We start from the raw sequence: 26,290 nt of genomic DNA on the forward strand, positions 1-26,290 counted from the left end.
GCGCCAGCTGGTCCGCATCAGGCCTGCGGCAGTCCGCCCGCGCGGATGATGAATTCTGCCACTTCAGCCATGCCCTTGCCGGTCTTGGCATTGGCAAAGACGAATGGCCGCGTCTTGCGCATGCGGGCGGCATCCCGCTCAAGCACCTCAAGGCTCACCTCCACATGAGGAGCAAGCTCGGTCTTGTTGATGATGAGAAGGTCCGAGCGGGTGATGCCCGGCCCGCCCTTGCGGGGAATGTCCTCACCGGCGGCCACATCGATCACGTAAAGCGTCAGGTCGGCCAGTTCCGGCGAAAAGGTGGCCGCCAGATTGTCGCCGCCGGATTCGATCAGGATGACGTCGAGATCCGGAAAAGCCCTGTTCAGATCCTGCACGGCAGCAAGGTTGATGGAGGCATCCTCGCGGATAGCCGTGTGCGGGCAGCCGCCCGTCTCGACGCCACGGATCCGTTCGCTTGGCAGCGCCTGCGCGCGCATCAGCGCCTCGGCATCCTCGCTGGTGTAGATGTCGTTGGTGATGACGGCGATGGAATAACGGTCGCGCAGCGCCTTGCAGAGCTGGCCGGTGATCGTCGTCTTGCCGGCGCCGACGGGGCCGCCGATGCCGACGCGCAAGGGTCCGTTGGGAGAGGTCATGTGCGGAACAGCCTTGTGTACTGGGTTTCGTGACGCATGGACGCAATGTCCGCGATGAAGGTGCAGGTGCCAAGTTCCTCAAGGCCACTGGCGGCGGCGGTCTGTGCCGTCTCCAGAACCTGTGTCATCACCCCTGCCAGCACGCGCTGGCCATCGGTCTGGCCAAGGGGCACAGCACGCACCGCAGCGGAAATGATGTTGGCGGCAAAGGCATGCAGATAGGCGGAAAGTCCTGCGTCCAGCTGCAGGCCGGATGCCGCCAGCGCAAGCCCGGCGGCCACCGGATAGGGCCATTGCTCCGCGCCTGCGCCGTCTTGCGCGAGGTCCTGGAATACGGTTGCGGCCAGGCTCGCGTCCGGCTGGCTGCTGTTCCAGGCATTGCGGACCGTTGCAAGGAAGGCAGCGCCCTGGGCGCTTGTCTCGATATAGCGTTCGCGCGAGGGGCAGAGGGCAAGGCCCAGGGCGGCCAGTTCGCGCAGGTGAACCGCATCGCCTACCATGGCGGCGCGCCAGCTCTGCGCCAGAAGAATGCCATCCGTCCGGCCAGATCCATGGCGCAGAATGCCGCAAAGCCATAGGCGCAGGCTTGCGGCATCTACCACTTCGCCATCCTCGATCACCTGCTCCAGCCCATGGCTGTAGCTGAAGGCCCCCACCGGAAAGGCTGGCGAGAAGAAGGCCTGCAGCCGGTAAAGCTCTTCCAACCCCTTCATCAGCAGGGGTGTTTCACATGAATCAGGGTGGACCTCAGCGCTCAACGTCCGTGCCCGCAACCGGAAGAGTGATCATCATCGTGGGAATGGGAGTGGCCATGAGCATGAGAATGCCCGTGAGAATGGGTATGAGAATGGCTGTGTGAGTGGCTGTGGCTATGCGAATGTCCATGCCCGCCATGCCCATGCCCATGCCCATGGTCGTGCCCATGCGTGCGGCCCTGGCCATAGGCGCCGCCTTCCGGGTCGAAGGGGGCCATCTTATGGGCGATGGCGCCGCCGAGGCGGACCACCATGTCCTCGATCACGTGGTCCTGCAGGATGCGCAAGGTCCCGTCCATCAGCTGTGTCGGCAGGTGGCGGTTGCCCAGATGCCAGGCAATCCGCATCAACGCGGCTGGTGAGGACGCGGTGATGTCGGTAACAGCCTCCGGCGCAGCCTGAACCTTGATGATCCGGCCATCTTCCAGCTGAAGTCCGTCGCCATGGCGCAGCCAGACGGCCTCGGGAAGGTCCAGCAGGAAACTGGTGCCGCCATCTGTTGCCAGCAGCGCACGGCGCCGGTGGCGGTCTTCGCCGCCCAGGGTGATGGTGTCCAGCGACCAGTCCGGCCAGGTTCCGGCCGGACGAACAAGACCCGCACGCAAGGAACTGCTCACTTCTGGGCCTCCGCCATGCGCTTTCCGGCGGCCTTGAAGGCCGGGCGGCTTGTGGTGCGCTTCAGATAGTCCGCGATCGGACCTTCCTGCGGAACGCCGAATTCGGGCATGCTTGAGCCCCACATCAGGCAGTTGGTGATGATGATGTCCGCGACCGTGAACGTGTCACCCATGACATAGGTCTTTGTGCCGAGACGCTTTGCAAGAATGTCGAGCGCCTTTGCAAGCTCGACCTTGCATGCCCGCATGACTTCCGGTGCCCGGACACCTTCCGGATGCACCACGGTGTTCTTGAAGCTGGTCCAAAGCGGGCCTTCGATGTCGTCCAGACAGAACATGGTGAAGCTGTCCTGAACGGCGCGGTCAATGGTGCCGGCTTTGAAGGTGCAGCCGCCGTGCTTGTCGGCAAGGTAGTGCAGGATGGCGGTGCTGTCGGCCAGGGCCACATCCCCGTCCATCAGCACCGGGATCTTCCCGGTTGGATTGACTGCGTCAACTTCGGGGGTATGCGGCTTTACCGAAAGGGTTTCATAGGGCTGGCCAAGCTCTTCCAGAAGCCAGTAGATGCGGCTTGCGCGGCTCTGCGGTACGCCAATAACCTTGTACATTCCGGTTTCCTCCTGCGGTGCGCTTTCTTGCGCGCACAACATCTTATTTTAGAACAGGAAATAACGCTGCGCCATCGGTAGAACCTCTGCCGGTTCGCACGTCAGCAATTCGCCGTCAGCGCGCACTTCGTAGGTTTCCGGGTGCACCTCCACATGGGGCAGGGCGCTGTTGTGGATCATGGAGTGCTTGGAAATGCCGCTGCGCGTGTTCTTCACCGGCAGGACAAGACTGTCCAGCTCAAGCCGTTCCTTGATGCCATGGTCATGTGCAGCCTTTGAAACGAAAGTGACGCGGCTTGCCGCCATTGCCTTGCCGAAGGCGCCGAACATGGGCCGGTAATGCACCGGTTGAGGTGTCGGGATCGAGGCGTTGGGATCGCCCATGGGTGCCGCAGCAATCGTACCGAGCTTCAGGATCATGTCCGGCTTCACGCCGAAGAAGGCGGGAGACCAGAGCACCAGATCAGCCAGTTTGCCGACCTCGACCGAGCCGATATGCTCGTCCAGCCCGTGCGCGATGGCTGGGTTGATCGTCACCTTGGCGATGTAGCGCTTGACGCGCATGTTGTCGTTCTCGCCGGTCTCCTCGGGCAGGCGCCCGCGCTGCACCCGCATCTTGTGGGCGGTCTGGAAGGTGCGGATCAGGATTTCGCCGACGCGGCCCATGGCCTGGCTGTCGGAGGAGATGATCGACATCGCCCCCATGTCATGAAGGATGTCTTCTGCCGCAATGGTCTCGCGCCGGATGCGGCTTTCGGCAAAGGCCACGTCCTCCGGGATCGACGGATCGAGGTGGTGGCACACCATCAGCATATCCAGATGCTCGTCGATGGTGTTCTTCGTATAGGGGCGGGTCGGGTTGGTGGAAGAGGGGATGACATTCGCCTCACCCACCACCTTGATGATGTCCGGTGCATGGCCGCCGCCTGCGCCCTCTGTGTGGAAGGCATGGATGGTACGGCCCTTGAAGGCGGCCTTGGTGTTTTCCACGAAGCCGCTTTCGTTCAGCGTGTCCGTATGGATCATCACCTGCACATCATATTCGTCCGCCACGGACAGGCAGGTGTCGATCGCCGCCGGTGTCGTGCCCCAGTCCTCGTGCAGCTTGAGCGCACAGGCGCCCGCCAGAATCTGTTCTTCGAGGGCGGCGGGCAGCGAGGCGTTGCCCTTGCCCGCAAAGGCAAGGTTCATCGGGAAGCTGTCGGCGGCCTGCAGCATCCGCGCCAGATGCCAGGGGCCGGGGGTGCAGGTGGTGGCGTTGGTGCCGGTGGCCGGTCCCGTGCCGCCGCCCAGCATGGTGGTGACGCCGGACATCAGCGCCTCGTCGATCTGCTGCGGGCAGATGTAGTGTATGTGAACGTCGAGGGCACCGGCAGTGAGAATGCGGCCTTCTCCGGCAATCACTTCGGTTCCGGGACCGACGATGATGGTGACGCCCGGCTGCACATCCGGATTGCCGGCCTTGCCGATGCCCGCGATGCGCCCGTCCTTCAGGCCCACGTCGGCTTTCACGATGCCCCAGTGGTCGATGATCAGCACATTGGTGATCACCGTATCCACCGCCCCGGCCGAGCGGGGATGCTGCGACTGGCCCATGCCGTCACGGATCACCTTGCCGCCGCCGAATTTCACCTCTTCACCATAGACGGTGAAGTCCTTCTCCACCTCGATGATCAGATCCGTGTCGGCCAGGCGCAGGCGGTCGCCGGTGGTGGGGCCGAACATGTCCGCATAGGCGGCGCGGGGCATCTTGAAGGACATGAGAGAACCTCGAAAATCACGTGTGAAAACAGGGCATCAGGGACAGGGCGCAGCGTCTCAAGCGGTCAGAGTGGTCCCATGACCTTCTGGTTGAAGCCGTAGACGGTACGGTCGCCGGTAAAGGGCACAAGCCGCACCTGGCGGGTTTGCCCCGGCTCGAAGCGCACGGCCGTGCCTGCCGGAATGTCCAGCCGCTGGCCGCGTGCGGCCTCACGGTCAAAGGCAAGCGCCGGGTTGGTCTCGGCAAAATGATAGTGGCTGCCAACCTGAACGGGCCTGTCGCCGGTGTTGGCCACTTCCAGTTCCGTCACCGGCGCACCGGCATTCAGCTCGATCTCGCCATCAGCGGGAAAAATCTCTCCGGGGATCATCATTGCATCTCCTCGTGGCCTTCGTGCGGGCCTGACAGCCAAACTCCAGAAATTCCGTCCCTGCTGCGCTTAACGGATTGGCTGGTGGACGGTGACAAGCTTGGTGCCATCGGGGAAAGTGGCTTCCACCTGCACGTCATGAATCATTTCGGCGATGCCCGGCATCACCTGGTCGCGGGTGAGGACATGGGCGCCCGCTTCCATCAGTTCGGCCACCGTGCGCCCGTCGCGGGCGCCTTCCACCACGAAATCGCTGATCAGGGCGATGGCTTCGGGATGGTTCAGCTTCACGCCTCGCTCCAGCCGGCGCCGGGCCACCATGGCAGCCATGGAAATCAGAAGCTTGTCCTTTTCGCGCGGGGTCAGGTTCACGTGGGTCCTCCGTTATGGGGTCTTGGTCAGCAGGACCAGAGACGGGGCAGGGGCGCCTGCCGGCAGGTTTCAAGAAAGGTGATGAGCCCGTCGCGCAGGCTGCGGCTGTCGGCGCTGACGAAACGGGCCACAAGCTGGCCGTTCCAGGCGCTGACACCACCGCGCAAGGGGCCTCCCTCGGGGGTGATTTCTTCAAGACAGCGGCGCGCTCGGGCAAGGCCGTTTTCCGCATCCGGGCCGCTGTCAATGAAAGTGGCAAAGGCACAGCCACCTGCGGCAGTGGCGAGCCCTTCCAGCATTTGCGTGTCCGGCCCGATGGCGAGATTGTCGGCAAAGGTGAGCTGGCCATTGCGCCAGATGCGCCATTGGTCGCGGAACGAAAGGGTCTTCACGCTTTCGCCCATGGCCTTGCGGCCAAGCACCACCATTTCCAGGCCTGTAAAGCGGGCAGAGCCTTCAAGCCGCACGTCCATTTTGCGGGAGAGCGCGCTCGCCTCGAAGAGGATCAGCTCCTGCGGTAGCCACTCCAGATGGGCGCCGTCGTCCGCCGAGAGGCTGTTGAGGACCTCGCCGGTGCCGCCGGAACTGCGATAGGCGCGCTCGGCGGTCTGCGAGGTGAGAATGGCGCGGGTTCCGGCGGCGAGGTGCCCGGTGTAGCTGAGGCGGTCGCCGCCGGTGATGCCGCCCGAGGTGTTTAGAAGCACGGCCATCGGCACGCTGTCGTAAACCTTCGGCAGGCGGATCTTGGCGGAGCCCGATTGATAAAGGCCCTCCAGCCGGGTCTGGCCATCGCGCAGGGCAAAGGACACGCGTGCCGTGCCACGGGCGCGCTGTATGGCTGGCCGTGGCCCGCCACTGCTGCCTGCTCCGCCGCCCTCAATGCCCGTTTCCGCCCGCATGCTCCCCGTTCTCTTCCTTGGCCCGTTACGGGCTTGGCTGATCTTGTGCCGGAAGCCACTCCATGTGCAAGCAGGGCACTTCCGGAGGATGATCCTAGCAAAGCCGGGGCCATCTTCATGCGCCCCGTGTGCCCGTGAATCTGGCATCCGGGCTTGCGGATCAGGTGAGTAAAGATTGGGCAACTGCCCGCAGATGGTGCAATATGCCTGTTCACGGCTCTTCACATCCCGGTTCCTGGCCCTTCGCTGCGCCTTGCAGGGCTTTGCATTCCTTAACCTTGATCGGGTATGGAGAGATGGGGGTTGCGTTCCGGGGCTGACCCGGAGCATTCGGATGACGAGGGTGTCGTGTTTTCGCGTTTGATTGACAAGCGCCTGCTGGGTCTTGCCGCCATCTCGGGCTGGCTGACCCTGTTTGGGCTGAGCGGACCTGTCCATGCGGACATCGGGCCTTATGTTCTGGTGGATGCCGCCACCGGCACCGTGCTGGAAGAGCATGAGGCAACCCGGCCGTGGTACCCGGCTTCGCTGACCAAGATGATGACAGCCTATGTCACCCTCAAGGCTCTGCGCGAGGGCAGGCTTGAGCTGACCTCGCCGGTTACCCAGTCCGCCAACTCCATCGCCCAGCCGCCCAGCAAGATGGGCTTCAAAGTGGGTACGCAGCTGACGCTCGAGACGGCGCTGACCATTCTGATGGTCAAGTCGGCCAATGATCTGGCCGTGGCGATTGGTGAGACTGTTGGCGGCACCGAAGAGAATTTCATTGCCATGATGAACGCGGAAGCGCGCCGTCTTGGCATGCGCAGCACCCATTTCGTCAATCCGCATGGCCTGCCTGACAACCGGCAGGTGTCCTCCGCCGCAGATCTCGCCATTCTGGCTCTGGCCCTGAAGCGCGAGTTTCCCGAGGCCCATAGATATTACGGGCATCCGGGCCTGAAGTTCGGAAAGAAGATGCTGCGCTCTGCCAACCGCGAGTTTCTGCAGCGTGTGCCGGGGGCTGATGGGCTCAAGACCGGCTATATCTGCAACTCTGGTTATAATGTCGCTGCGTCCGCCACGCGCAACGGCCGCACCATCATTGCGGTCGTGCTGGGTGCCGGCTCCGGGCTTGAGCGTACTGCCTTTACCCGTGAGGTCATTGACCGCGGTTTCCGGCTTGGCGGGCGCGGCCAGCATGTTTCCACCCTGCCGCCAAGCGGCGCTGGGCTTCCGGCAGATGGCTATTGCAAGCGCAATCCCAAGCTTGGGCCGGAACAGATTCTCGCCCGCTACGACATCAGGCAAGCTGCGGGCAAGACACGTGCTTCGGTGTCCTTCCGGTCCACGGGCGAGGGCCGTCCGGTCATTGCGATTCCATCAGGTGATGCTGAACCGGGCGAAGAGGGAGCGGAATTCTCCTCCAAGTCCGGCAAGGTTGACTGGAACATGATCCTCGACCGCACGGTCGGCACTGAGCTGGTGGCCTATGCGCCCATCACGGTGCGCACGGGTCTGGCACCAGGATCTGTTCCGGCTGCTGCGGCCATAGCCCCTGCGGCGGCAGCTGCCGCTGCGGTTGCGGCTGAACTGCCTTCCGTCCGTCTGCCGTCGTCGAAGCCGCTGGATCTGCGGCCTTCCGTCGTGATGCCGGGCGCGGCACAGGGCGCGGTCCAGACCACCCCGGCCTTCGGTTCCCTCTTCAACGGCAATGTGCCGGCATCCGCCGTACCCCGGGCCAAGAACGGCAACTGACGCAGAACTGCGCGAAAGATATTCAAGATGACCGAAGCTCAGGATGCTGCGAGCGTCACACCGCAACGCGGCCCGAAGCCGCCCATTCCGCTGTCCATCATCACGGGCTTCCTGGGGGCAGGCAAGACGACGCTGCTGAACCGCATCCTCAAGGATCCGGCGATGGCTGATACGGCTGTCATCATCAACGAATTCGGTGACGTCGGGCTGGATCACTTGCTGGTGGATCAGTCAAGCGAGGGCATTCTGGAGCTGTCCTCCGGCTGCCTGTGCTGCACCATACGGGGCGATCTGATCAACACGCTGGAAGACCTGCTGCGCCGGCTTGATAACGGCCGCATGGAGCGTCTGGCGCGGGTGGTGATCGAAACGACGGGTCTCGCCGATCCGGCTCCAATCCTGCACACGGTGATGCTGCATCCCTATCTGATGCTGCGCTACCGGCTGGACAGCGTCGTGACGCTGGTGGATGCGGTCAACGGCTCGGCGACACTCGACGCCCATCAGGAAGCTGTCCGTCAGGCCGCCGTTGCCGACCGTCTGGTGCTGACCAAGACCGATCTGCTGGAGGGCGATGCCGGAGAGGCAACCCTTGAGGCCCTGACCGCCCGGCTGAAAGCGCTCAATCCTGGTGCGCAGCTTCTCAACGGGCAGAAGGGTGAGGCAGATGCCGCGCATCTGTTCAATGCCGGGCTTTATGATCCTGCCACCAAGATCCCCGATGTGGCGCGCTGGCTGAATGCGCAGGCCTATGAATCTCACGGGCATCACCATCACGGGCATGACCACGCCCACGGCCATCATCACCACGATCACGGGCACGATCATAACCATCACGATGTGAACCGGCACGATGACAAGATCCGTGCCTTCACACTGACGGCAAACCGCCCGGTGCCGGCGTCAGCGCTGGAGATGTTCCTCGATCTCCTGCGCTCCGCCCACGGGCCGAAGCTGTTGCGGGTGAAGGGTATCATCCAGATCGCCGAAGATCCGGACCGGCCCGTGGTCATTCACGGTGTGCAGCATGTGTTCCACCCGCCGGTCACGCTGGCAGGCTGGCCGGATGGCGACCGGCGCACGCGGCTGGTCTTCATCACCTATGACCTTGCCGAGGGCTTCGTCCGCCGCCTGTTCGATGCCTTCACCGGCGCCATGGTCAGCGACACGCCGGACGCTCAGGCCATGATGGACAACCCTCTGGCCATCTCCGGCTTCAAGCCGGGGTGACGCCTCAACTGCGCTTCAGCCGGATCAGGCCTTCCTGCGCGGTTGAGGCGATGAGGTGGCCGCTGCGGTCGTAGAGAAGGCCCCGGTTCATGCCGCGCCCGCCGGAGGAAGAGGGGGCGTCGGTGGCGTAGAGCAGCCAGTCATCGGCCCGGAACGGACGGTGGAACCACATGGAATGGTCAAGGCTGGCAGCCTGGATCTGTGGGCTGAACACCGACTTGCCGTGGGGAAAGAGCGAGGTATCCAGCAGCGTCATGTCCGAGGCATAGGCCAGAACGCACTGATGGATCCGGGTTTCGTCTGGCAGGGGGCTGGTGGCGCGCACCCAGACATATTGCTGCGGCGCCAGCTTCTTCTCGCTGAAATAGTGGGTCAGGTCGACAGGGCGCAGTTCGATCGGGCGTTCCCGCTCCCAGTAGCGGCGCACGTTCTCCGGTGCCACCTTCAGGAACTTTTCCTTGAGTTCCTGCTCGCTTGGCAGCTCTTCCGGCATCGGCACGTCTGGCATGTCGATCTGGTGTTCCAGTCCATCTTCCAGCGTCTGGAAGGAGGCGGACATGGAGAAGATCGCCTGCCCGTGCTGGATCGCCACAACGCGGCGCGTGGTGAAGCTGCCGCCGTCGCGGATGCGGTCCACATCATAGATGATCGGCACCGCCGGATCGCCGGGCCGCAGGAAATAGCCATGCAGGGAATGGATGTGCCGCTCCTCCACCACAGTGCGCGAGGCGGCCACCAGGGCCTGGCCGATCACCTGCCCGCCATAGACCCGCTGCCAGCCCGCCTGGGGGCTGCGGCCACGGAACAGGTTGTGTTCCAGCTGTTCGAGGTCAAGAATGGACAAAAGTGAGTTGATGGCCGTGTTCATTGCCGCATTCCTTGCTAAATGGGTGCATGGGGCTAAATGAGTGCATTCGAGGCACCCGTGGCGCACAGTCCGGGAACGCCTGATTGGACGCGGCCTCCGGTCCGTGTCAATGCTGACCAAAGGGAAACCGCCTGATTTTGTGAGCCGTGCCCATGCGGGGCAGACCGGTTCCGGGCGACGAAGGAGATGAAGATGCGAGAGTCCCGAGCCGCTGACAGCCTTGCTCAGGAGAGTGTGGCCGATGTGGTGATCGCCGGCGGCGGATATGTCGGTCTGTCCCTCGCTCTGGCGCTCAAGCAGGCGGATCCGTCAATGGATGTGGCTGTCGTTGATCCCAAGCCCATGGACAGCCTTGCAAAGGACCCGCGTGCGTCTGCCATCGCTGCGGCGGCTTGCCGCATGCTGGACCAGCTCGGCATCTGGCAGGACATCCGCGCCACCGCCCAGCCGATCAACGAGATGATCGTCACCGACAGCAAGCTGCGCGATACGGTGCGCCCGGTGTTCCTGACCTTTGCGGGTGAGACCGGCAGCGCCCAGGGGGACGAGCCTTTCGCTCATATGATTCCGAACGGCGCCATGCTGCCCGCCCTCTACAAGGCGGCGCTGGCGCTGGGCGTGCAGTTCCATGCGCCCGATACGGCGCGCGATTTCCATCAGGCGGGCGATCACGTCAGCGTGGCGCTGGCCAGCGGCGGGCGCATCAAGGCCAAGCTTCTGGTGGCGGCTGACGGCGTGCGCTCGCGCCTGCGCGATTTGGCGGGCATCCGCACCGTGCACTGGTCCTACGGCCAGTCGGGCATCGTCACCACTGTGAAGCATGAACGCCCGCACAATGGCCGGGCGGAAGAGCATTTCCTGCCTGCCGGGCCTTTCGCCATCCTGCCGCTGCCGGGCAACCGCTCCTCGCTGGTCTGGACCGAACGGACAGGAGACGCGGACCGGCTGGTGCGTGCCGATGATTTCACCTTCGAGCTGGAACTGGAGCGCCGCTTTGGCCACCATCTCGGCAAGCTGGAGCTGGACGGCCCGCGCCATGCCTATCCTCTGGGCCTGACGCTGGCGCGTGATTTCGTCCGCCCGCGCATTGCCCTTGCGGGTGACGCGGCCCATGGCATCCACCCTATTGCCGGGCAGGGCCTCAATCTCGGCTTCAAGGACGTTGCGGCGCTGGCGGAAGTCATCGTCGAGGCCCGGCGCCTGGGACAGGATATCGGCGGGCTCGACGTGCTGGAGCGCTATCAGCGCTGGCGCCGGTTCGACACGTTCCAGATGGGCGTCGTCACCGATGTGCTGAACCGGCTCTTCTCCAACGATGTGGATGCGGTGCGCGGCATTCGTGATTTCGGCCTTGGCCTGGTGGACCGGTTGCCGAAGCTCAAGGGCATGTTCATCCGCGAAGCTGCCGGCTTTGCCGGGCCTGCGCCCCGGTTGTTGACCGGCGAAGCGATCTGAGCTGGCATCAGGGGTTAGTTGGGCATCAGGGGGAAGATGACGGCAACAGTTTCTGCCGGTGCCGATGCTGGCCCGCGCACCATCCTGATCACGGGTTGCTCCAGCGGAATTGGAGCAGCCTCTGCCCGTCTTATGCGCGGGCGCAACTGGCGGGTCTTTCCGGCGGCACGTAAGCCGGAAGACGTGGAAGCGCTGGCTGCGCAAGGCTTTGAGGCGGTGCTCATTGATTATGAGCGGCCCGAAACCATCCGTTCCGGGCTGGAAAGCGTGCTGGCGAAGACTGGCGGGCGGCTTGATGCGCTGTTCAACAACGGTGCTTATGCAGTGCCCTGTGCGGTGGAGGATCTCCCCGTCGATGCCTTGCGGGCACTGTTCGAGGCGAATTTCTTCGGCTGGCACGATCTGACCCGGCAGGTCATTCCGGTGATGCGCGCCCAAGGGGCAGGGCGCATCGTGCAGTGCTCGTCCATCCTTGGTTTCATCGCCATGAAATACCGGGGTGCCTACACGGCGTCGAAATTCGCGCTGGAGGCTTATTCCGACACTTTGCGGCAGGAACTGCATGGCACGGGCATCCACGTCAGCCTGATCGAGCCGGGACCGATCGGCACCCGCTTTACCGAAAATGCGCTGGCAAACTTCCATCGCTGGATCGGCAAGGAAGGCATGATGGCCTCACCGCACCGGGCCACCTATGAGCGGCGGCTGAAGCGGATGGAGAACGGTGAACCCGGTCCCTGGAAACTTCCGCCGGAAGCCGTCGTTGAAAAGCTGGCGCACGCCGTTGAGGCCAGCCGGCCGAGGGCGCGCTACCGGGTGACCAAACCAACCATCTGGATGAACATTGTCCGCCGGTTCCTCACCACCCGTGCTCTGGACCGGGTGCTGCTGAAGGCGGCGGACGGGGAAGAGTGAGATCGTCTTCTTGTGCAGGTCTGCGTCTGGCAGATTTGCGTAAGCGAGGCACAGCGGTGGCGGGTATCCCGCCGCCTGAGGGGTACAGGAAATGGGCAGTTTCTTTTATTATCTGGTTCCGGTTGCGGTTGGCGCGGTGGCAGTCGTGCTGCTGCTCGGACTCTGGAACATGATGCGCGGCGGTTCATCCAACCGCTCGCAGCAGCTGATGCGCTGGCGTGTCGGCCTGCAGTTTCTTGCCATCGTCATCATCATGGCTGCGCTCTATTTCCTGGGACCCAAACCCTGACGCGCGCCTGAGAGCCGCATCAAGACACAAGCGCCCGGGAGGTAATGCAGCATGGTTGTTCTGAACAAGATCTATACGAAGACGGGCGACGACGGTACGACCGCGCTGGGCTCCGGTGAGCGGCGGCCCAAGTATGACCTGCGCATCGAGGCCTATGGCACGGTGGATGAAACCAACTCGGTGGTTGGTCTCGTCCGTCTGGCGCTTGAGGGGGTAGATGCTGAGGTGGATGCCATTCTCGGCCGCATCCAGAATGACCTGTTCGACCTTGGCGCCGATCTGGCAACGCCGGAAACGGACAAGGATCTGGGCTACGAGCCGCTGCGCATCACCGATGCACAGGTTACGGCGCTGGAAAATGCCATCGATCTGCTGAATGCGGACCTAAAGCCGCTGCGCTCCTTCGTGCTGCCGGGCGGCACACCGGCGGCCACCTATCTGCACCTTGCCCGTACCGTCTCGCGCCGGGCCGAGCGGCTGATGGTGCATCTGGCGGCGGAGGAGCGAATCAACCCGGCGGCCACGCGTTATATGAACCGTTTGTCTGACTTCTTTTTGTCGCGTCCCGGTATCTGAATGACAAGGGCGCAGGCGACGTCCTCTGGGTGCCCGGCAAGAACCGGTAAGACCCTATCCCGATGAGCCGGACTCGTCGGGATAGGGTCCAAGCCCGTGCGGCGTTTGAGCAATTCAGGGCTTGATGCGTTAGCATCTTAAGACCTGGCAAGAGAGAAAACAGGGATCAGGCAGAGCCGGATGTTCTTTCCCCTCTACGACCATAACCCCTTGCGCCACGTGCTGAGGCCCGTGGTCACCTGGTCGCTGATCCTGGCCAATGTGCTGGTGTATCTGCTCATTCAAGGCGGGGGCCTTGGTGATGTGGCCATTGCCAGCGCCTATTCCTACGGGCTCATCCCGTCCGTGTTCTTTGACACGAAGGATCTGGCACCGGAGCTGATGATTCTGCCTGCGAAGGCATCGCTTGTCAGCTATGCCTTCCTGCATGGAGATGTCATGCATCTGGCGGGAAACATGCTGTTCCTCTGGGTCTTCGGCGACAATGTCGAGGACGCCATGGGGCATCTGAAGTTTCTCGCTTTCTATCTTCTGTGCGCGGCGGCGGGCGGGCTTGCCTTCGCGCTGCTCGACCCGGCTTCGGATGTGCCGCTGATCGGCGCATCCGGGGCAGTTTCCGGCATTGTTTCGGCCTATCTGATGCTGCATCCACGGGTGCGGGTCTGGGTGCTGTTCATGGGGCGCATCCCTCTGCGTCTGCCTGCCCTGTGGCTGCTGGGCGGCTGGATTATCGTGCAGATCGCCAATCTCTTCCTGTTCCAGAGGAGTGAGGTCGCCTGGGTGGCCCATGCCGGGGGCATTATGGCTGGTGCCGTTCTTGTGCTGGTGATGCGCCGCCCGGGCGTGAGATTGTTCGACCGTGGCCTGGAGGCATGAGCGTATGGGGCGCAGCCAGGCCTTTGCAACGCAGCAAGAAGTGGACGGAGCTTCCGTAGCGCCATCGTTGACACCCGGCGTCCGGGTGTTTACCGTCGCGCCCCGAATGCAAGTATTGGCTGAAACCCGCCATTTTCTCTGCGGGATTGTAAGCTGGCTCTACCTGTTGACGCAGTGCGGCAAAAAAGCCGCCGAAGCGGGAGGAAAAGACCCATGAAAATCCTTGTGCCCGTAAAGCGGGTGATCGACTACAACGTCAAGGTTCGCGTGAAACCGGATGGTTCCGGTGTCGAGCTGGCCAACGTGAAGATGTCGATGAACCCCTTCGACGAGATCTCCGTTGAAGAGGCCCTGCGCCTCAAGGAAGCGGGCAAAGCGACGGAAGTGGTTGTGGTGTCCATCGGGCCGGCTCAGGCCACCGAAACCCTGCGCACCGCGCTGGCCATGGGCGCTGACCGGGGCATCCTGGTGAAGACCGACGCCACGGTGGAGCCGCTGGCCGTTGCCAAGATCCTCAAGAAGGTTGTTGAAGCCGAAGAGCCGGGTCTCGTGATCCTCGGCAAGCAGGCCATCGACGATGACAGCAACCAGACCGGCCAGATGCTGGCGGCGCTGCTCGGCTGGGGCCAGGGCACGTTTGCCTCCAAGGTCAGCGTCGGTGACGGCAGTGTGGACGTGACCCGTGAAGTGGACGGCGGTCTGCAGACCGTAACGCTGAAGCTTCCGGCCATCGTCACGACGGATCTGCGCCTCAATGAGCCGCGCTATGCGTCCCTGCCGAACATCATGAAGGCGAAGAAGAAGCCGATCGACGAGAAGACCCCGGATGATTTCGGTGTCGATGTCTCCCCGCGCCTGACCGTGCTGAAGACGGTCGAGCCGGCATCCCGCCAGGCGGGCGTGAAGGTTGGCTCGGTGTCCGAGCTCGTGTCCAAGCTGAAGAACGAGGCCGGCGTCCTCTGAGGACCCGTCACAGGAGGATAAAAACCCATGACGACACTTCTTGTGGCCGAACACGCCGGTGGCACCCTGAACGATGCAACCGCCAAGGCCCTGACTGCTGCGGCAAAGCTCGGCGGCGATGTGCATGTGCTGGTTGCTGGTGAAGGCGCCCGCTCTGCAGCTGAGGCCGCCGCAAAGCTCGCAGGCGTTGCCAAGGTTCTGGTGGCTGAAGGCGGTGCTGTTGCTCATCAGCTGGCCGAGCCGGTGGCAGACCTGATCGTTTCGCTGGCTGGCAGCTACGACGCCGTCGTTGCCGCCTCCACCGCCAGCGGCAAGAACATCCTGCCCCGCGTTGCAGCCCTGCTCGACGTGATGCAGATCTCTGACGTGACCACCGTGATCGACGGCGAGACCTTTGAGCGTCCGATCTATGCCGGCAACGCCATCCAGACCGTGAAGTCGGGCGATGCCAAGAAGGTGATCACCGTGCGCACCGCTTCCTTCGCCGCTGCAGGCGAGGGCGGTTCGGCGGCCATCGAGGATGTGGCAGCGCCTGCAGACGGCGGCCTGTCCAGCTTTGCCGGTGAAGAGCTGTCCCGCTCTGACCGTCCGGAACTGGCTTCGGCCAAGATCATCATCTCGGGTGGCCGTGCGCTGGGCTCTGCGGAGAAGTTCCAGGAAGTCATCATGCCGGTGGCGGATGCGCTGGGTGCAGCTGTCGGTGCCTCGCGCGCTGCAGTCGATGCGGGCTATGCCCCGAACGACTGGCAGGTCGGCCAGACCGGCAAGGTGGTTGCTCCGCAGCTTTACATTGCCTGCGGTATTTCCGGTGCCATCCAGCACCTCGCCGGCATGAAGGACTCCAAGGTCATCGTCGCCATCAACAAGGACGAGGAAGCTCCGATCTTCCAAGTGGCGGACTACGGCCTCGTTGGGGACCTGTTCGAAATCCTGCCGCAGCTGAAGGCAGAACTCGAAAAGGCCTGAGGGCACACACATGGTTAAGGCTGCCGCGGATCTCCCGGCAGCCTGAACTGCTTCTGAAGGGGCAGGCAGACGGATTGACCCGCTTTTGTTGCGCTGGTCCTTGCCCGATGCGATGAACCTTGTAAAGAATAGCGCGGCTTGCGTGCATTTGCGCCATGGCCTGCAACAGGATCGGATGAGACGATGGTGGTCGAGATCAAGAAAGTCGGTGTGATCGGTTCGGGTCAGATGGGCAGTGGCATTGCCCATGTCTGCGCCGTGGCCGGATATCAGGTCTATCTGAACGACCTGTCCCGCGACCGGATCGAATCCGGTTTGGCATCGATCAATGGCAACATGGCCCGTCAGGTGTCCAAGGGCCAGATTTCCGAGGAAGACCGCTCCGCAGCTCTCGACCGGCTGCATGGCGCGGAAAACCTCGACATGCTGGCCGATGTGGATCTCGTCATCGAGTCTGCTGTCGAGAACGAGCAGGTCAAGCGCAAGATCTTTTCCCAGCTCTGCCCGGTGCTGAAGCCGGAAGCGATGCTGGCGACCAACACCTCGTCCATTTCCATTACGCGCCTTGCCGCCTCGACAGACCGGCCGGAGCGTTTCATCGGCATCCACTTCATGAACCCGGTTCCGATCATGGAGCTGGTGGAGCTGGTGCGCGGAATTGCCACCGAAGACGAGACATTCGAGGCCGCCAAGGGCTTCGTGGCCCGCCTTGGCAAGACCACGGCCGTTGCCGAAGACTTCCCGGCCTTCATGGTCAACCGTATTCTGCTGCCGATGATCAACGAAGCCATCTATACGCTCTATGAGGGCGTTGGCTCGGTGGAATCCATCGACACGGCCATGCGTTTGGGCGCGAACCATCCGATGGGCCCGCTGCAGCTGGCCGACTTCATCGGTCTCGACACCTGCCTCTCCATCATGCAGGTGCTCTATGAGGGCCTTGCCGACAGCAAGTACCGCCCGTGCCCGCTGCTGGTGAAATATGTCGAGGCCGGCTGGCTTGGCCGCAAGACGCGTCGCGGCTTCTACGACTATCGCGGCGAGACCCCGGTTCCGACCCGCTGAGGCTACCGTGAACCTCGCCCGCTACTGCCTCACCCGCGCAGCGCCCGATCCGGGCGCAGTCGCGCTGGAGGTGGTGGGACCGGGCGGGGCAATGCTGGAACGCTGGACCTATGGGGATCTGACCGCAGGTGTGCTGTCTGTTGCAGGAGGCCTTGCGGGTGAGGGGCTGAGGCAAGGGGACCGGGTTCTCCTGCGTATCGGCCATTCCAGCGATTTTCCGCTCTTCTTCTTTGGCGCCATTGCCGCCGGTCTGGTGCCCGTGCCCAGTTCCGCGCTCCTGACCGGGCCGGAATGCGACATGCTTCTGGCTGACAGCGGGGCTGTTGCCGTCATTCATGACGGGGAAACGCCTTTGCCGCAGCCGTGTGCCGGGATCCGCTTCATCGGGCCGGAAAGCATAACCACGCTTAAGAGCGCGCCGCAGGGCAGCTTTGCTGCCACCCAGCCGGATGATCCGGCCTTCATCGTCTATACCTCCGGCACCAGCGGCCGCCCCAAGGGCGTGCTGCATGCGCAGCGTGCCGCGTCTGGGCGCCGTCCCATGGATCAGGGGTGGTACGGCATTTCGTCCTCTGACCGGCTGCTGCATGCAGGCGCCTTCAACTGGACCTACACACTCGGCGTTGGCTTGATGGACCCTTGGGCCAATGGTGCCACCAGTGTTGTCTATGACGGCCCGCGCGATCCGCAAGTGTGGCCGGACCTGCTGGAGGCCACAGGCGCAACGCTTTTTGCGGCGGTGCCGAGCCTTTACCGGCGCATTCTGAAATACGGCGATGTTACGCTGCACCGCTTCCCGGCCCTGCGCCACGGACTGACGGCAGGAGAGGCGCTTCCAGCCGCGCTCCATGAGGAGTGGACGCGCCGCAGCGGTCGCCCGCTCTATGAAGCGCTGGGCATGAGCGAGATATCGACCTATGTCTCCAGCGGCCCGCAGGTGCCTACGCGTCCCGGCAGCCCTGGCAAGCCGCAGGCCGGACGCTCCGTCGCCATTCTGCCGGAGGAGGGCGGTGATACCCCGTTGCCCTTTGGCGAAACGGGCCTCCTGGCCGTTTCGCGGGATGATCCGGGCCTGATGCTCGGATACTGGCAGCGGCCCGAAGACACGGCGGAGGTGATGCGCGGCAACTGGTTCCTAACAGGCGACCGGGCCCGGCAGGATGCGGATGGTTATCTCTGGTATGAAGGGCGTGCCGACGATGTGATGAATGCCTTCGGCTATCGCGTTGCGCCGGAAGAAGTGGAACGGGTCTTGGCCACCCATCCAGATGTGGCGGATGTGGCTGTGACGGCAGTGCCTGCCGGAAATGGCATCAGCCTTGTCACGGCTTTCCTTGTACCGCGCGACGCTGCGGTGCTGGACACAGATGCTGTTGCCATCTTCGCGGCGGAACGGCTGGCGGAATACAAGCGGCCCAAGGTCTACCGTCTTCTGCCGGATCTGCCCCGCACGCCTTCGGGCAAGCTGCAGCGCAAGGCGCTGTGGCGTGAAGCATTCTGAAAGGTGTTAACGGCAGATTAACCTTCTGGCGCGACACTGGACGCCGTCAGGAAAGGTAGATCCATGAGCAGCGCATCCATCGCAGCCGCGCTTGTCGGGGCAACGCAGGCCCAGACCCAGCAGCAGCTTCAGGCCAAGATGCTGAAGATGTCCATGCAGCCGGATCAGTCCATCGTGGCCATGCTGGATCAGGCAGCTTCCTCCGGTTCCGGATCTGCGCCGCTTGCCGCAGGAACCGGCGGTCTCGTCGACGTTACCGTCTGACCCCCTCAAAATTTGCTTCATTGAGCGCCCGGCCGGATCAAGACCGGTGCCGGGCGGAGCCTTTAGGCCGTTTACCAAGTTTTCCTCTGATAAAATCAACTGGCGCAAGCCGGGTTAGGGATCTCGCAATATTTGGGCATTCCGAGATCATGGTTAATCAATAGTTAACAATCTATTGGCGGCAATCTGATTTTATAACGTTATTTCTGATCTAACCTAGCGTAATTACAAATTTTAATAAAATTTTATACAATTTGCCTGATTCGTACTAATGTTTGCTTTGGGTCTGTGGCCTATATTACCCTTCGTGGCATTCCAGCATTCTGGCCGTTCGCCGGCCGATGCTCACGATGGAGGTTCACATGGCGGAGATCGAAAGTTACCGCGGTGTTCCAGCCTCTGCGCTGAGGGAGGACAAAAACCTCTCGGAACGCCGCACTGAACGGTTCGAGGAGTTTAACGCCCGGCGCAGCGCCATGCTGGCCGAAGCGGTCAACCGAGAAGCGAACAGTAAGGCGAACCGCGCAGAGCAACTGAGTGAAGATGCCGATCGCATCGCGCGCCGTGCTGTCGCCGGCATGGGCAACCGCGTTGATGTGACGGCCTGATCCCGGCATCCTCCGGGCTCTGGCTGGCGCAGGCATCAACTGGAAAGGGCTTGAGTTATGGTTGCAATTTCCGGAACTGCATCGGCTGACCTTGCAACGGCAAACCTGCGCTCTGACTATTCCGCAAGGGCTGCGCAGGACACGGCCCGGGTCGAGCGTCAGGCGTCGGAACGTCAGACCGAAGAGCAGCGTGAGACCGTGCAGGAGACGTCCCGCCAGGAAGAGCAGCGCGAAACCCGCAAAATTCCTGGTCTCGGCAATGCGGTGGACATCACCGCCTGACGGCGGCTGTCACATCAAAAGAAATCCACAGCCCCGCTTTCGCGGGGCTTTGGCCGTCGAGTGCTCAATTTTTTCTGATCCGTCTTGAACCCGCTTGCGGGCTGGAGCAGAGAGGCTTCGTCTTTCTGCGAAGCCGCAAATGTCCCAGATTCGAGTGTCAGCCTGCGGCGTCCCCTGCCGGTTTTGCCCGTACCGCATCAATCAGCTGCAGCGCATCCTCCTGGTCCCATTCGGCCGGACCGTACATGGTTCCGATCTCGCAGCCGTCAGGTCCGGCAAGGATCGTCGTGGGCAAACCTGTTGCGCGGGCCTTGCTGCGCAGGTCCTGGAACACGGCGTTGGATGCATCCGAGTAGTAGGTCAGAGACTCGACGCCGATTTCCTCAAGGAAAGTCTTGGGTTTCTCGGGTCCACCCCGGTCCAGATTCACTGTCACCACCGCAAAGTCATCGCCATTGCGTGTCTGAGCCAGCCGGTCCAGTGCAGGCATTTCCTTGCGGCAAGGGGCACACCAGGTGGCCCAGAGGTTCAACAGGACCGTCTTGCCGGTGAATTGAGCGACGCTCACATCTTCTCCATTCGGTCCCTTGAACTTCAGATCGCTGAGATCAAGAGGATTTTTGCGGGCAGGAAAGCGGCGACGTCGCCCTTGGCAAAGGGTTTGGCAGCGGAGGCCGATGCCAGCGAAGCCTGGCAGCTTTTCCCTGCGCTTGTGTTGCCACCGGGGCTGCCAATCACGTATACCGCCGCAATGGCTGAAAGCAGACCGGCCGCAGCGACCGCAACCAGCGGACGTCTGTAACCGTTGCGGGTCTGTCTTGTCGGCTTCATGTCTTCTTCACCTGGCAAGGGCACCTCTCCGGGGCGTCTATCAAGAGGCAGTCATATGAGCAACCGCATGTGGGGCGGCCGTTTCGCCGAAGGCCCGGACGCGATCATGGAAGAGATCAACGCGTCCATCGGCTTCGACCAGAAGCTATACAAGCAGGATATAGAGGGTTCCAAGGCCCATGTCCGCATGCTGGCCGCGCAGCAGATTGTCGCGGGCGAGGATGCAGAAAAAATTGTTCACGGTCTCGACACGATCCTGTCAGAGATCGAAACGGGCAAATTCACCTTCTCCCGTGCCCTCGAAGACATCCACATGAACATCGAGGCGCGCCTGGCCGAGCTGATTGGTGCGCCGGCCGGACGCCTGCACACCGCCCGCTCGCGCAATGACCAGGTGGCGACCGATTTCCGCCTGTGGGTGCGCGACACGCTCGATACGCTTGATGGTCAGCTGGCCGAGCTGCTGGTGGCGCTGGCCGAAAAGGCCGAGGCCCATGCCGCCGACGTGATGCCGGGCTTCACCCATCTCCAGTCCGCTCAGCCGGTCACATTCGGCCACCACATGATGGCCTATGTTGAGATGTTCGCCCGCGACCGCAGCCGCTTTGCAGATGCCCGCAAGCGCATGAACGAGTCCCCGTTGGGGTCTGCCGCACTTGCCGGCACGTCCTTCCCGATCGACCGGGAAGCGACCGCGAAGGCGCTTGGCTTCGACCGGCCCATGGCGAACTCCCTCGACGGCGTGTCCGACCGTGACTTTGTCATCGAGGCGCTGGCTGCTGCGTCCATCTGCTCCATGCACCTGTCGCGCTTTGCCGAGGAAATCGTGCTGTGGTGCTCGGCCCAGTTCGGCTTCATCAAGCTGTCGGACAAGTTCTCGACCGGTTCCTCGATCATGCCGCAGAAGAAGAACCCGGATGCCGCTGAACTGGTGCGCGCCAAGACTGGCCGTATCTACGGCGGCATGATGGCGCTGCTGGTGATGATGAAGGGCCTGCCGCTCGCTTATTCCAAGGACATGCAGGAAGACAAGGAACAGGCTTTCGACGCCCTGCCGTCCCTGTCGCTGGCACTTGCCGCCATGACCGGCATGGTGCGGGACATGGAGCCGCAGCTGAAGCGCCTGAAGAAGGCCGCAGGCTCCGGCTATTCCACGGCCACGGATTTGGCCGATTGGCTGGTGCGGGTGCTTGGTATGCCTTTCCGTGATGCTCATCACGTCACTGGCAAGATTGTCGGCTATGCGGTCGCTGAGAGCGTTGAACTTGAAAAGGTGCCTCTGGCGGTGATGCAGGAGATTGAGCCGCGCATCACCCGCGAGATCTATTCGGTGCTGACCGTCGACAAGTCGGTGAAGAGCCGCACCAGCTATGGCGGCACGGCTCCGGCCAATGTGCGCAAGCAGGCCCGCCGCTGGCTGAAGCAGCTGGCCAAGGGTTGAGGAACAGGCAAGGCGCCCGTCTCCACCGGGATGGGCGCTTTCCTTTGTGCCCGGCGCGGGGCTTGCCGTACGCGGGAAGGCGTGCGACGACATCGCATCCGGGAATTTCAAGATACGAGGTCTGACATGCTGAAGAACCGGCGCTTTCTGACTGCTGCCACCTGCCTTCTCTGCCTGGGTCTGGCCGTTTCGGCCTGTGGCCGCCGTGGTTCCCTTGAAAAGCCGCGTCCCGCTGCCGCCATTGAGGTGATGCCGCATCTGGCTGCCGCTCAGCTGGCCTGATCTGCCAGCCCGTTCTGAAAGCCTGATGCTTCTGCCGTAAGGGCGTGCGGCCTGCGGTGTTCCGGGATTTGCCATGCATCATTTCGAGATGAAAAACGGCGTTCTCCATGCGGAGGACGTCAGTGTCACGGCCATGGCGGAAGCAGTGGGCACGCCGTTCTATTGCTATTCTGCGGCGACGCTGGAGCGGCACTACCGTGTCTTTGCGCAGGCGTTGCAGGGCATTCCGTCCCTGGTCTGCTTTGCGGTGAAGGCCAATTCCAATCTGGCCGTCCTGCGCACGCTGGCACGGTTGGGCGCAGGGATGGATGTTGTCTCTGAAGGCGAGGCCCGCCGTGCACTGGCCGCCGGCACACCGGCAGAGCGCATCATGTTCTCCGGCGTCGGCAAGACCGAGGCCGAGCATGCCTTTGGCCTTGAGCAGGGTATCTTTTGCTTCAATGTGGAATCCGAGCCGGAGCTGATCCAGCTCTCGCGTGTGGCGCAAGCGCTGGGCAAGACGGCGCGGGTGTCGCTGCGTATCAACCCGGATGTGGATGCGCGTACTCACGCCAAGATCTCCACCGGCAAGTCGGAAAACAAGTTCGGTATTCCATGGAAGCGCGCCCGTGAGGTCTATGCCCAGGCTGCGCGCCTGCCGGGTATCAAGGTCAGCGGCATCGACATGCACATCGGCTCGCAGATCACCGAGCTGGAGCCCTTCGATGCGGCGTTTTCCCGGCTCGGCGAGCTTGTGGCACAGCTGCGCGCCGACGGGCACGAGATTGATCATGTCGATCTCGGCGGTGGCCTGGGTGTGCCCTATGTCTTTGACAACACCCCGCCGCCGCATCCGGACGATTATGCAGCCGTCGTTCGCAAACATGTGGAGCGGCTGGACTGTCAGGTGATCTTTGAGCCGGGCCGCCTGATTGCAGGCAATGCCGGCATTCTGGTCACCCGCGTGATCTATGTGAAGAAGGGCGAGGACAAGTCCTTCGTCATTGTCGATGCGGCCATGAACGATCTGATCCGGCCGACGCTGTATGATGCCTGGCACGAGGTTGGACCGGTGGTGGAGCCGGCTGCAGACAGTGGGCGAATCATCGCCGACGTAGTGGGCCCGGTGTGCGAAACGGGCGACTATCTCGCCCTGGGCCGCGAGCTGCCGGAGGTGAAGGCAGGGGATCTCCTGGCGGTTTACACCGCCGGTGCCTACGGCGCGACACAATCCTCCAGCTATAATTCGCGGCTTCTGGTGCCCGAAGTCCTTGTGAATGGCTCACAATATGCCGTGATCCGTCCGCGCCCGTCCTATGAGGACCTGCTGGCACTGGACAAGATGCCGGATTGGCTTTGACGCGGGCAAGACGATCACGGCGGATTTGATTGTCTTTGATCACCTGGGCGGGTTGCCGTCAGACCCGCTTTGCCCCACTCTAGATCATTGCGGGGTTGAGGGCTGAACGCGGAGAGATACGGTTTGGCGGAACAGGGCCCAGTTGAGCGTGCTTTTCCATCCGGGCAGGAGATTGCCGTGACGGACAGCGACAGGCTGTCTCTTCCGCAGGATCTGACGCGGGCGGCGGTAGACAAGCGTCTCAAGGCCGTGGTCTGGCGCAGCCGTGTTGCGCTGTTCTGGGAACGGCTCTGGCCTGCGCTCTATCTGCCTTTCATCATTCTTGCCCTGTTCGCCGGTCTTTCGCTGGTGGGAACCTGGCTCATCGTGCCCGTTTGGCTCCGGCTTCTGCTGGTGGCTGCGCTGGCCGGAGCGTTCCTCTGGTCGTTGCGCCCGCTTGCGGGCCTGCGCTGGCCCAGCCGTCAGGAGGCCCTGCACCGTGTGGAGCTGGTCAGCGGGCACTCCCACCGGCCTCTTACGGCGATTGAGGATGACCTGCCATCCGGCAGTGCCAGCCCTGAAACGCTGGCCTTGTGGGAAATGCACAAGCGCCGCATGGCCGAAACGCTGCGGTCCATGCGGTCCGGCCTTGCCCACCCCGAGGCGTTCCGCCGCGATCCCTATGCGTTGCGCGTGGTTGCCTTGATGCTGCTGGTGACCGGATTTGCGGTCACGCAGGACGGGATGAGACTGAACCGCCTTGGCTCGGCCTTCACCTCGCCGGTGGATGTGGAGGAAGTGGCCAGCCGCATCGATGCCTGGGTGACGCCGCCGCTCTACACGGCCCGCGCACCCATCTATCTCACCGGGGAGAGCGCCACATTGCGCGATCCTTCCGTGCCGCTGAAGGTCCCTGCCGGCAGCGTACTGACCCTGCGGGCGCAGGGTACCTCGGGCCTTGCCATCTACAAGGATGGCGCGCCGGTCACTCCGGCGCAGGAGGATGATGCCGCTGCAACGCAGACCACCGGTGTTGAAGAGCAGCGGCTGACGCTTTCCGAAAGTGGCTCCTATGAGCTGCAGCAGGATGGCACAGTCATCGCCGCCTGGCCGTTTGACGTGCAGCCGGATCTGCCCCCGACTATCCGCCTGCTGGATGATCCGGAGGCCCAGCTCAGCGGTGCGCTGAAACTCAGTTATCTGGCGCAGGACGACTACCGCGTCACCGGTGCAGAGGCGCAGATCGCGCCTGCACCGAAAGCGTCTGATACCAATGCAGAGCCGCGCCCGCTGGTTGAGGCGCCGCAGTTCCCCTTTCTGTGCCGCCGCAGGCGTCTGGTTCGGCCAAGCCCGGCGAGACGATCCGCGACCTGACGTCCCATCCCTGGGCAGGCTCCGAAGTGTTGCTGACGCTGATTGCCCGCGATGAGGCAGGGCAGACAGGCATGTCGGAACCGGCAGCTTTCACCCTGCCGCAGCGCCGCTTTTCCAAGCCGCTCGCCAGAGCCGTGGTGGAGCAGCGCCGGGATCTGGCGCTGGATGCCAATTCCCAGCTTCGCGTGATCGATGCCTTTGATGCGCTGCTGCTGGCGCCGGAAGCTTTTGACGTTGAGCCGCGCGTGCATCTTGGCCTTGCCTTTGCCTATCGCAATCTGATTGCCGCCCGAAGCGACGAGCAGCTGAAGGAGCTGCTGCCGCTCTTGTGGGATCTGGCGCTGACCATCGAGGATGGTGACCTTTCCATGGCCGAGCGGGCTTTGCGCGATGCGCAGGAGGCTTTGCGCAAGGCTCTGGAAGAAGGGGCATCCGATGAAGAGATTGCCCGTTTGACGCAGGAGCTGCGGGAGGCCCTGCAGGACTATATGCAGGCGCTGACGGAACAGCTGCGCCAGAACCCGCAGGCCATGCAGCCTTTCAATCCCAATCAGCAGAGCCTGAGCACGCGTGATCTCGATGAGATGCTGAACCGGATCGAGGAACTGGCGCGTAGCGGCTCACGCGATGCAGCCCGCGATCTTCTGGCACAGATGCAGCGGATGATGGAGAATCTGCAGACTGGGCGCCCGCAGATGGCGCCGGACGGCCTCACCAACGAAATGATGGAGATGCTGAACCAGCTTGGCCAGATGATCCAGCGCCAGCAGGAGCTGATGGACCAGACCCACCGTTTCAACCAGCAGCAAGAGCAGCAGGGCGAATATGGCCAGAATGGCGAGCGGCAGCAGGGCGAGGGCGAAGGTGACCAGCAGGATGGCCAGAACGGCGGGCAGAACGGTGGTCAGGGCCAGCAGATGACTGAAGAGCAGCTGCGCGACCTGCTCGACCAGCTGCAGAAGGGCCAGGGTGACCTTGCACAACAGCTTCAGCAGCTGATGGAGCAGATGGAGCGCAATGGCCTGTCGCAGAACGAGGGGCTGGGCGAGGCGGGCGACGCCATGGGCCAGGCCCAGCGGTCCCTTGGGCAGGGGCAGGGCGATCAGGCCGTCGGTGAGCAGGGAAATGCCCTTGACGCATTGCGCCGCGGTGCCCAGCAGCTGGGCGAGCAGATGATGGGCATGGGTGAAGGGCAGGGTCTGAGCCAGCGCTCGCCCATGGATACGGACCCTCTTGGCCGTCCGCGCCGCAATCAGGGGCCGGATCTTGGCAGCCAGGTGAAGGTGCCGGACGAGATCGACGTGCAGCGGGCGCGCCGCATCCTTGAGGAGCTGCGCCGCCGCTTCTCAGATCCCGCCCGTCCGAAGCTGGAACTCGACTATCTGGAGCGGCTGCTGCGCAGCTACTGACGGATAGGGGCAAGATTGG

Annotated in this window: 28 protein-coding genes and 2 pseudogenes; 19 read left to right on the forward strand and 11 right to left on the reverse strand. The window is 63.0% G+C overall.

Annotated elements, in window-relative coordinates:
* Positions 1-17: 17 nt before the first annotated feature.
* The 8 genes from ureG to ACQB61_RS19435 form a co-directional block, all read right to left on the reverse strand.
* Positions 18-638: an urease accessory protein UreG gene (gene ureG, locus ACQB61_RS19400; RefSeq protein ID WP_430513949.1), complete on the reverse strand. Its 621-nt coding sequence runs from the start codon at positions 636-638 to the stop codon at positions 18-20.
* Positions 635-1,351: an urease accessory protein UreF gene (locus ACQB61_RS19405; protein WP_430513950.1), complete on the reverse strand. Its 717-nt coding sequence runs from the start codon at positions 1,349-1,351 to the stop codon at positions 635-637. The genes ureG and ACQB61_RS19405 overlap by 4 nt, the downstream gene beginning before the upstream one ends.
* A gap of 41 nt (positions 1,352-1,392) precedes the next feature.
* Positions 1,393-2,010, reverse strand: a complete 618-nt coding sequence (locus ACQB61_RS19410; RefSeq protein ID WP_430513951.1) for an urease accessory protein UreE — start codon at positions 2,008-2,010, stop codon at positions 1,393-1,395.
* A complete protein-coding gene (locus ACQB61_RS19415; RefSeq protein WP_430513952.1) occupies positions 2,007-2,618 on the reverse strand; it encodes a glutathione S-transferase family protein in 612 nt (203 codons plus the stop codon). Before ACQB61_RS19415 ends, ACQB61_RS19410 begins: the two co-directional genes overlap by 4 nt.
* Positions 2,619-2,666: 48 nt before the next feature.
* Positions 2,667-4,379, reverse strand: coding sequence for an urease subunit alpha (gene ureC, locus ACQB61_RS19420; RefSeq protein ID WP_430513953.1), 1,713 nt, complete (start codon positions 4,377-4,379; stop codon positions 2,667-2,669).
* Between the two features lie 65 nt (positions 4,380-4,444).
* Complete coding sequence (locus tag ACQB61_RS19425) at positions 4,445-4,750, reverse strand: urease subunit beta (protein WP_430514422.1); 306 nt, start codon at positions 4,748-4,750, stop codon at positions 4,445-4,447.
* A gap of 69 nt (positions 4,751-4,819) precedes the next feature.
* A complete protein-coding gene (locus ACQB61_RS19430) occupies positions 4,820-5,122 on the reverse strand; it encodes an urease subunit gamma (RefSeq protein ID WP_019964339.1) in 303 nt (100 codons plus the stop codon).
* Positions 5,123-5,148: 26 nt separating this feature from the next.
* Positions 5,149-6,021: an urease accessory protein UreD gene (locus tag ACQB61_RS19435; RefSeq protein ID WP_430513954.1), complete on the reverse strand. Its 873-nt coding sequence runs from the start codon at positions 6,019-6,021 to the stop codon at positions 5,149-5,151.
* A 303-nt stretch (positions 6,022-6,324) separates the two neighbouring features.
* On the opposite strand from ACQB61_RS19435, the gene ACQB61_RS19440 reads away from it, so the two are divergent.
* Positions 6,325-7,758 carry a D-alanyl-D-alanine carboxypeptidase family protein gene (locus ACQB61_RS19440; RefSeq protein ID WP_430513955.1) on the forward strand — a complete coding sequence of 478 codons (1,434 nt, stop codon included), beginning with the start codon at positions 6,325-6,327 and terminating at the stop codon, positions 7,756-7,758.
* Positions 7,759-7,785: 27 nt separating this feature from the next.
* Positions 7,786-8,988 carry a CobW family GTP-binding protein gene (locus ACQB61_RS19445; protein ID WP_430513956.1) on the forward strand — a complete coding sequence of 401 codons (1,203 nt, stop codon included), beginning with the start codon at positions 7,786-7,788 and terminating at the stop codon, positions 8,986-8,988.
* 4 nt (positions 8,989-8,992) lie between these two features.
* Here the strand turns inward: ACQB61_RS19445 and tesB are convergent, their stop codons facing one another.
* Entirely contained in the window at positions 8,993-9,856 is an 864-nt protein-coding gene (gene tesB, locus ACQB61_RS19450) for an acyl-CoA thioesterase II (protein ID WP_430513957.1), read from the reverse strand.
* Positions 9,857-10,048: 192 nt separating this feature from the next.
* Between tesB and ACQB61_RS19455 the strand changes: the two genes are divergently transcribed.
* The 13 genes and pseudogenes from ACQB61_RS19455 to ACQB61_RS19515 all read left to right on the forward strand — a co-directional run bounded on the left by ACQB61_RS19455 (position 10,049) and on the right by ACQB61_RS19515 (position 19,616).
* Positions 10,049-11,311: a ubiquinone biosynthesis hydroxylase gene (locus tag ACQB61_RS19455; RefSeq protein WP_430513958.1), complete on the forward strand. Its 1,263-nt coding sequence runs from the start codon at positions 10,049-10,051 to the stop codon at positions 11,309-11,311.
* A 36-nt stretch (positions 11,312-11,347) separates the two neighbouring features.
* Complete coding sequence (locus tag ACQB61_RS19460; RefSeq protein WP_430513959.1) at positions 11,348-12,226, forward strand: SDR family oxidoreductase; 879 nt, start codon at positions 11,348-11,350, stop codon at positions 12,224-12,226.
* A gap of 91 nt (positions 12,227-12,317) precedes the next feature.
* A complete protein-coding gene (locus ACQB61_RS19465; RefSeq protein WP_019964346.1) occupies positions 12,318-12,515 on the forward strand; it encodes a twin transmembrane helix small protein in 198 nt (65 codons plus the stop codon).
* A gap of 51 nt (positions 12,516-12,566) precedes the next feature.
* A pseudogene (locus ACQB61_RS19470) lies at positions 12,567-13,141 on the forward strand (cob(I)yrinic acid a,c-diamide adenosyltransferase).
* Between the two features lie 130 nt (positions 13,142-13,271).
* Positions 13,272-13,967, forward strand: coding sequence for a rhomboid family intramembrane serine protease (locus tag ACQB61_RS19475; RefSeq protein WP_430513960.1), 696 nt, complete (start codon positions 13,272-13,274; stop codon positions 13,965-13,967).
* 4 nt (positions 13,968-13,971) lie between these two features.
* Positions 13,972-14,184 (forward strand): hypothetical protein, encoded by a 213-nt coding sequence (locus ACQB61_RS19480; protein WP_430513961.1) that lies wholly within the window; start codon positions 13,972-13,974, stop codon positions 14,182-14,184.
* Positions 14,181-14,930 carry an electron transfer flavoprotein subunit beta/FixA family protein gene (locus ACQB61_RS19485; RefSeq protein ID WP_430513962.1) on the forward strand — a complete coding sequence of 250 codons (750 nt, stop codon included), beginning with the start codon at positions 14,181-14,183 and terminating at the stop codon, positions 14,928-14,930. Before ACQB61_RS19480 ends, ACQB61_RS19485 begins: the two co-directional genes overlap by 4 nt.
* Before the next feature lie 27 nt (positions 14,931-14,957).
* Entirely contained in the window at positions 14,958-15,896 is a 939-nt protein-coding gene (locus ACQB61_RS19490) for an electron transfer flavoprotein subunit alpha/FixB family protein (RefSeq protein WP_430513963.1), read from the forward strand.
* Positions 15,897-16,079: 183 nt separating this feature from the next.
* Positions 16,080-16,961: a 3-hydroxybutyryl-CoA dehydrogenase gene (locus ACQB61_RS19495; RefSeq protein WP_334250827.1), complete on the forward strand. Its 882-nt coding sequence runs from the start codon at positions 16,080-16,082 to the stop codon at positions 16,959-16,961.
* A gap of 7 nt (positions 16,962-16,968) precedes the next feature.
* Positions 16,969-18,462 (forward strand): class I adenylate-forming enzyme family protein, encoded by a 1,494-nt coding sequence (locus tag ACQB61_RS19500; protein WP_430513964.1) that lies wholly within the window; start codon positions 16,969-16,971, stop codon positions 18,460-18,462.
* A 63-nt stretch (positions 18,463-18,525) separates the two neighbouring features.
* Positions 18,526-18,726 (forward strand): hypothetical protein, encoded by a 201-nt coding sequence (locus ACQB61_RS19505; RefSeq protein ID WP_430513965.1) that lies wholly within the window; start codon positions 18,526-18,528, stop codon positions 18,724-18,726.
* A 362-nt stretch (positions 18,727-19,088) separates the two neighbouring features.
* Complete coding sequence (locus tag ACQB61_RS19510) at positions 19,089-19,334, forward strand: hypothetical protein (RefSeq protein WP_430513966.1); 246 nt, start codon at positions 19,089-19,091, stop codon at positions 19,332-19,334.
* Between the two features lie 57 nt (positions 19,335-19,391).
* Positions 19,392-19,616 (forward strand): hypothetical protein, encoded by a 225-nt coding sequence (locus ACQB61_RS19515; protein ID WP_430513967.1) that lies wholly within the window; start codon positions 19,392-19,394, stop codon positions 19,614-19,616.
* A gap of 157 nt (positions 19,617-19,773) precedes the next feature.
* Here ACQB61_RS19515 and ACQB61_RS19520 read toward each other — a convergent pair whose 3' ends face one another.
* Both ACQB61_RS19520 and ACQB61_RS19525 read right to left on the reverse strand, forming a co-directional pair.
* Positions 19,774-20,184 carry a TlpA disulfide reductase family protein gene (locus ACQB61_RS19520; RefSeq protein ID WP_430513968.1) on the reverse strand — a complete coding sequence of 137 codons (411 nt, stop codon included), beginning with the start codon at positions 20,182-20,184 and terminating at the stop codon, positions 19,774-19,776.
* A gap of 26 nt (positions 20,185-20,210) precedes the next feature.
* On the reverse strand, positions 20,211-20,447 hold the full coding sequence (locus ACQB61_RS19525) for a hypothetical protein (protein WP_430513969.1): 237 nt from the start codon (positions 20,445-20,447) through the stop codon (positions 20,211-20,213).
* A 55-nt stretch (positions 20,448-20,502) separates the two neighbouring features.
* On the opposite strand from ACQB61_RS19525, the gene argH reads away from it, so the two are divergent.
* The 4 genes and pseudogenes from argH to ACQB61_RS19545 all read left to right on the forward strand — a co-directional run bounded on the left by argH (position 20,503) and on the right by ACQB61_RS19545 (position 26,271).
* Entirely contained in the window at positions 20,503-21,888 is a 1,386-nt protein-coding gene (argH, locus tag ACQB61_RS19530) for an argininosuccinate lyase (protein WP_430513970.1), read from the forward strand.
* A gap of 126 nt (positions 21,889-22,014) precedes the next feature.
* Positions 22,015-22,170, forward strand: coding sequence for an LPS translocon maturation chaperone LptM (gene lptM / locus ACQB61_RS19535; protein ID WP_430513971.1), 156 nt, complete (start codon positions 22,015-22,017; stop codon positions 22,168-22,170).
* Between the two features lie 73 nt (positions 22,171-22,243).
* On the forward strand, positions 22,244-23,509 hold the full coding sequence (gene lysA / locus ACQB61_RS19540; RefSeq protein ID WP_430513972.1) for a diaminopimelate decarboxylase: 1,266 nt from the start codon (positions 22,244-22,246) through the stop codon (positions 23,507-23,509).
* Positions 23,510-23,758: 249 nt separating this feature from the next.
* Positions 23,759-26,271 (forward strand): annotated as a pseudogene (locus ACQB61_RS19545) (TIGR02302 family protein).
* The last annotated feature ends 19 nt before the right edge of the window (positions 26,272-26,290 follow it).

It is taken from the genome of Pannonibacter phragmitetus (assembly GCF_050510895.1).
Lineage (GTDB): Bacteria > Pseudomonadota > Alphaproteobacteria > Rhizobiales > Stappiaceae > Pannonibacter > Pannonibacter phragmitetus_B.

What these genes read in the sequence shown, in the direction of transcription:
- ACQB61_RS19435 (WP_430513954.1), bottom strand. Translation starts at nt 6,021, where the DNA reads ATGCGGGCGGAAACGGGCATTGAGGGCGGCGGAGCAGGCAGCAGTGGC.
- ACQB61_RS19425 (WP_430514422.1), bottom strand. Translation starts at nt 4,750, where the DNA reads ATGATCCCCGGAGAGATTTTTCCCGCTGATGGCGAGATCGAGCTGAAT.
- tesB (WP_430513957.1), bottom strand. Translation starts at nt 9,856, where the DNA reads ATGAACACGGCCATCAACTCACTTTTGTCCATTCTTGACCTCGAACAG.
- ACQB61_RS19495 (WP_334250827.1), top strand. Translation starts at nt 16,080, where the DNA reads ATGGTGGTCGAGATCAAGAAAGTCGGTGTGATCGGTTCGGGTCAGATG.
- ACQB61_RS19445 (WP_430513956.1), top strand. Translation starts at nt 7,786, where the DNA reads ATGACCGAAGCTCAGGATGCTGCGAGCGTCACACCGCAACGCGGCCCG.
- ACQB61_RS19515 (WP_430513967.1), top strand. Translation starts at nt 19,392, where the DNA reads ATGGTTGCAATTTCCGGAACTGCATCGGCTGACCTTGCAACGGCAAAC.
- ACQB61_RS19505 (WP_430513965.1), top strand. Translation starts at nt 18,526, where the DNA reads ATGAGCAGCGCATCCATCGCAGCCGCGCTTGTCGGGGCAACGCAGGCC.
- lptM (WP_430513971.1), top strand. Translation starts at nt 22,015, where the DNA reads ATGCTGAAGAACCGGCGCTTTCTGACTGCTGCCACCTGCCTTCTCTGC.
- ACQB61_RS19465 (WP_019964346.1), top strand. Translation starts at nt 12,318, where the DNA reads ATGGGCAGTTTCTTTTATTATCTGGTTCCGGTTGCGGTTGGCGCGGTG.
- ACQB61_RS19525 (WP_430513969.1), bottom strand. Translation starts at nt 20,447, where the DNA reads ATGAAGCCGACAAGACAGACCCGCAACGGTTACAGACGTCCGCTGGTT.
- lysA (WP_430513972.1), top strand. Translation starts at nt 22,244, where the DNA reads ATGCATCATTTCGAGATGAAAAACGGCGTTCTCCATGCGGAGGACGTC.
- ureC (WP_430513953.1), bottom strand. Translation starts at nt 4,379, where the DNA reads ATGTCCTTCAAGATGCCCCGCGCCGCCTATGCGGACATGTTCGGCCCC.
- ACQB61_RS19510 (WP_430513966.1), top strand. Translation starts at nt 19,089, where the DNA reads ATGGCGGAGATCGAAAGTTACCGCGGTGTTCCAGCCTCTGCGCTGAGG.
- ACQB61_RS19405 (WP_430513950.1), bottom strand. Translation starts at nt 1,351, where the DNA reads ATGAAGGGGTTGGAAGAGCTTTACCGGCTGCAGGCCTTCTTCTCGCCA.
- argH (WP_430513970.1), top strand. Translation starts at nt 20,503, where the DNA reads ATGAGCAACCGCATGTGGGGCGGCCGTTTCGCCGAAGGCCCGGACGCG.
- ACQB61_RS19415 (WP_430513952.1), bottom strand. Translation starts at nt 2,618, where the DNA reads ATGTACAAGGTTATTGGCGTACCGCAGAGCCGCGCAAGCCGCATCTAC.
- ACQB61_RS19480 (WP_430513961.1), top strand. Translation starts at nt 13,972, where the DNA reads ATGGGGCGCAGCCAGGCCTTTGCAACGCAGCAAGAAGTGGACGGAGCT.
- ACQB61_RS19490 (WP_430513963.1), top strand. Translation starts at nt 14,958, where the DNA reads ATGACGACACTTCTTGTGGCCGAACACGCCGGTGGCACCCTGAACGAT.
- ACQB61_RS19455 (WP_430513958.1), top strand. Translation starts at nt 10,049, where the DNA reads ATGCGAGAGTCCCGAGCCGCTGACAGCCTTGCTCAGGAGAGTGTGGCC.
- ACQB61_RS19485 (WP_430513962.1), top strand. Translation starts at nt 14,181, where the DNA reads ATGAAAATCCTTGTGCCCGTAAAGCGGGTGATCGACTACAACGTCAAG.
- ACQB61_RS19475 (WP_430513960.1), top strand. Translation starts at nt 13,272, where the DNA reads ATGTTCTTTCCCCTCTACGACCATAACCCCTTGCGCCACGTGCTGAGG.
- ACQB61_RS19460 (WP_430513959.1), top strand. Translation starts at nt 11,348, where the DNA reads ATGACGGCAACAGTTTCTGCCGGTGCCGATGCTGGCCCGCGCACCATC.
- ureG (WP_430513949.1), bottom strand. Translation starts at nt 638, where the DNA reads ATGACCTCTCCCAACGGACCCTTGCGCGTCGGCATCGGCGGCCCCGTC.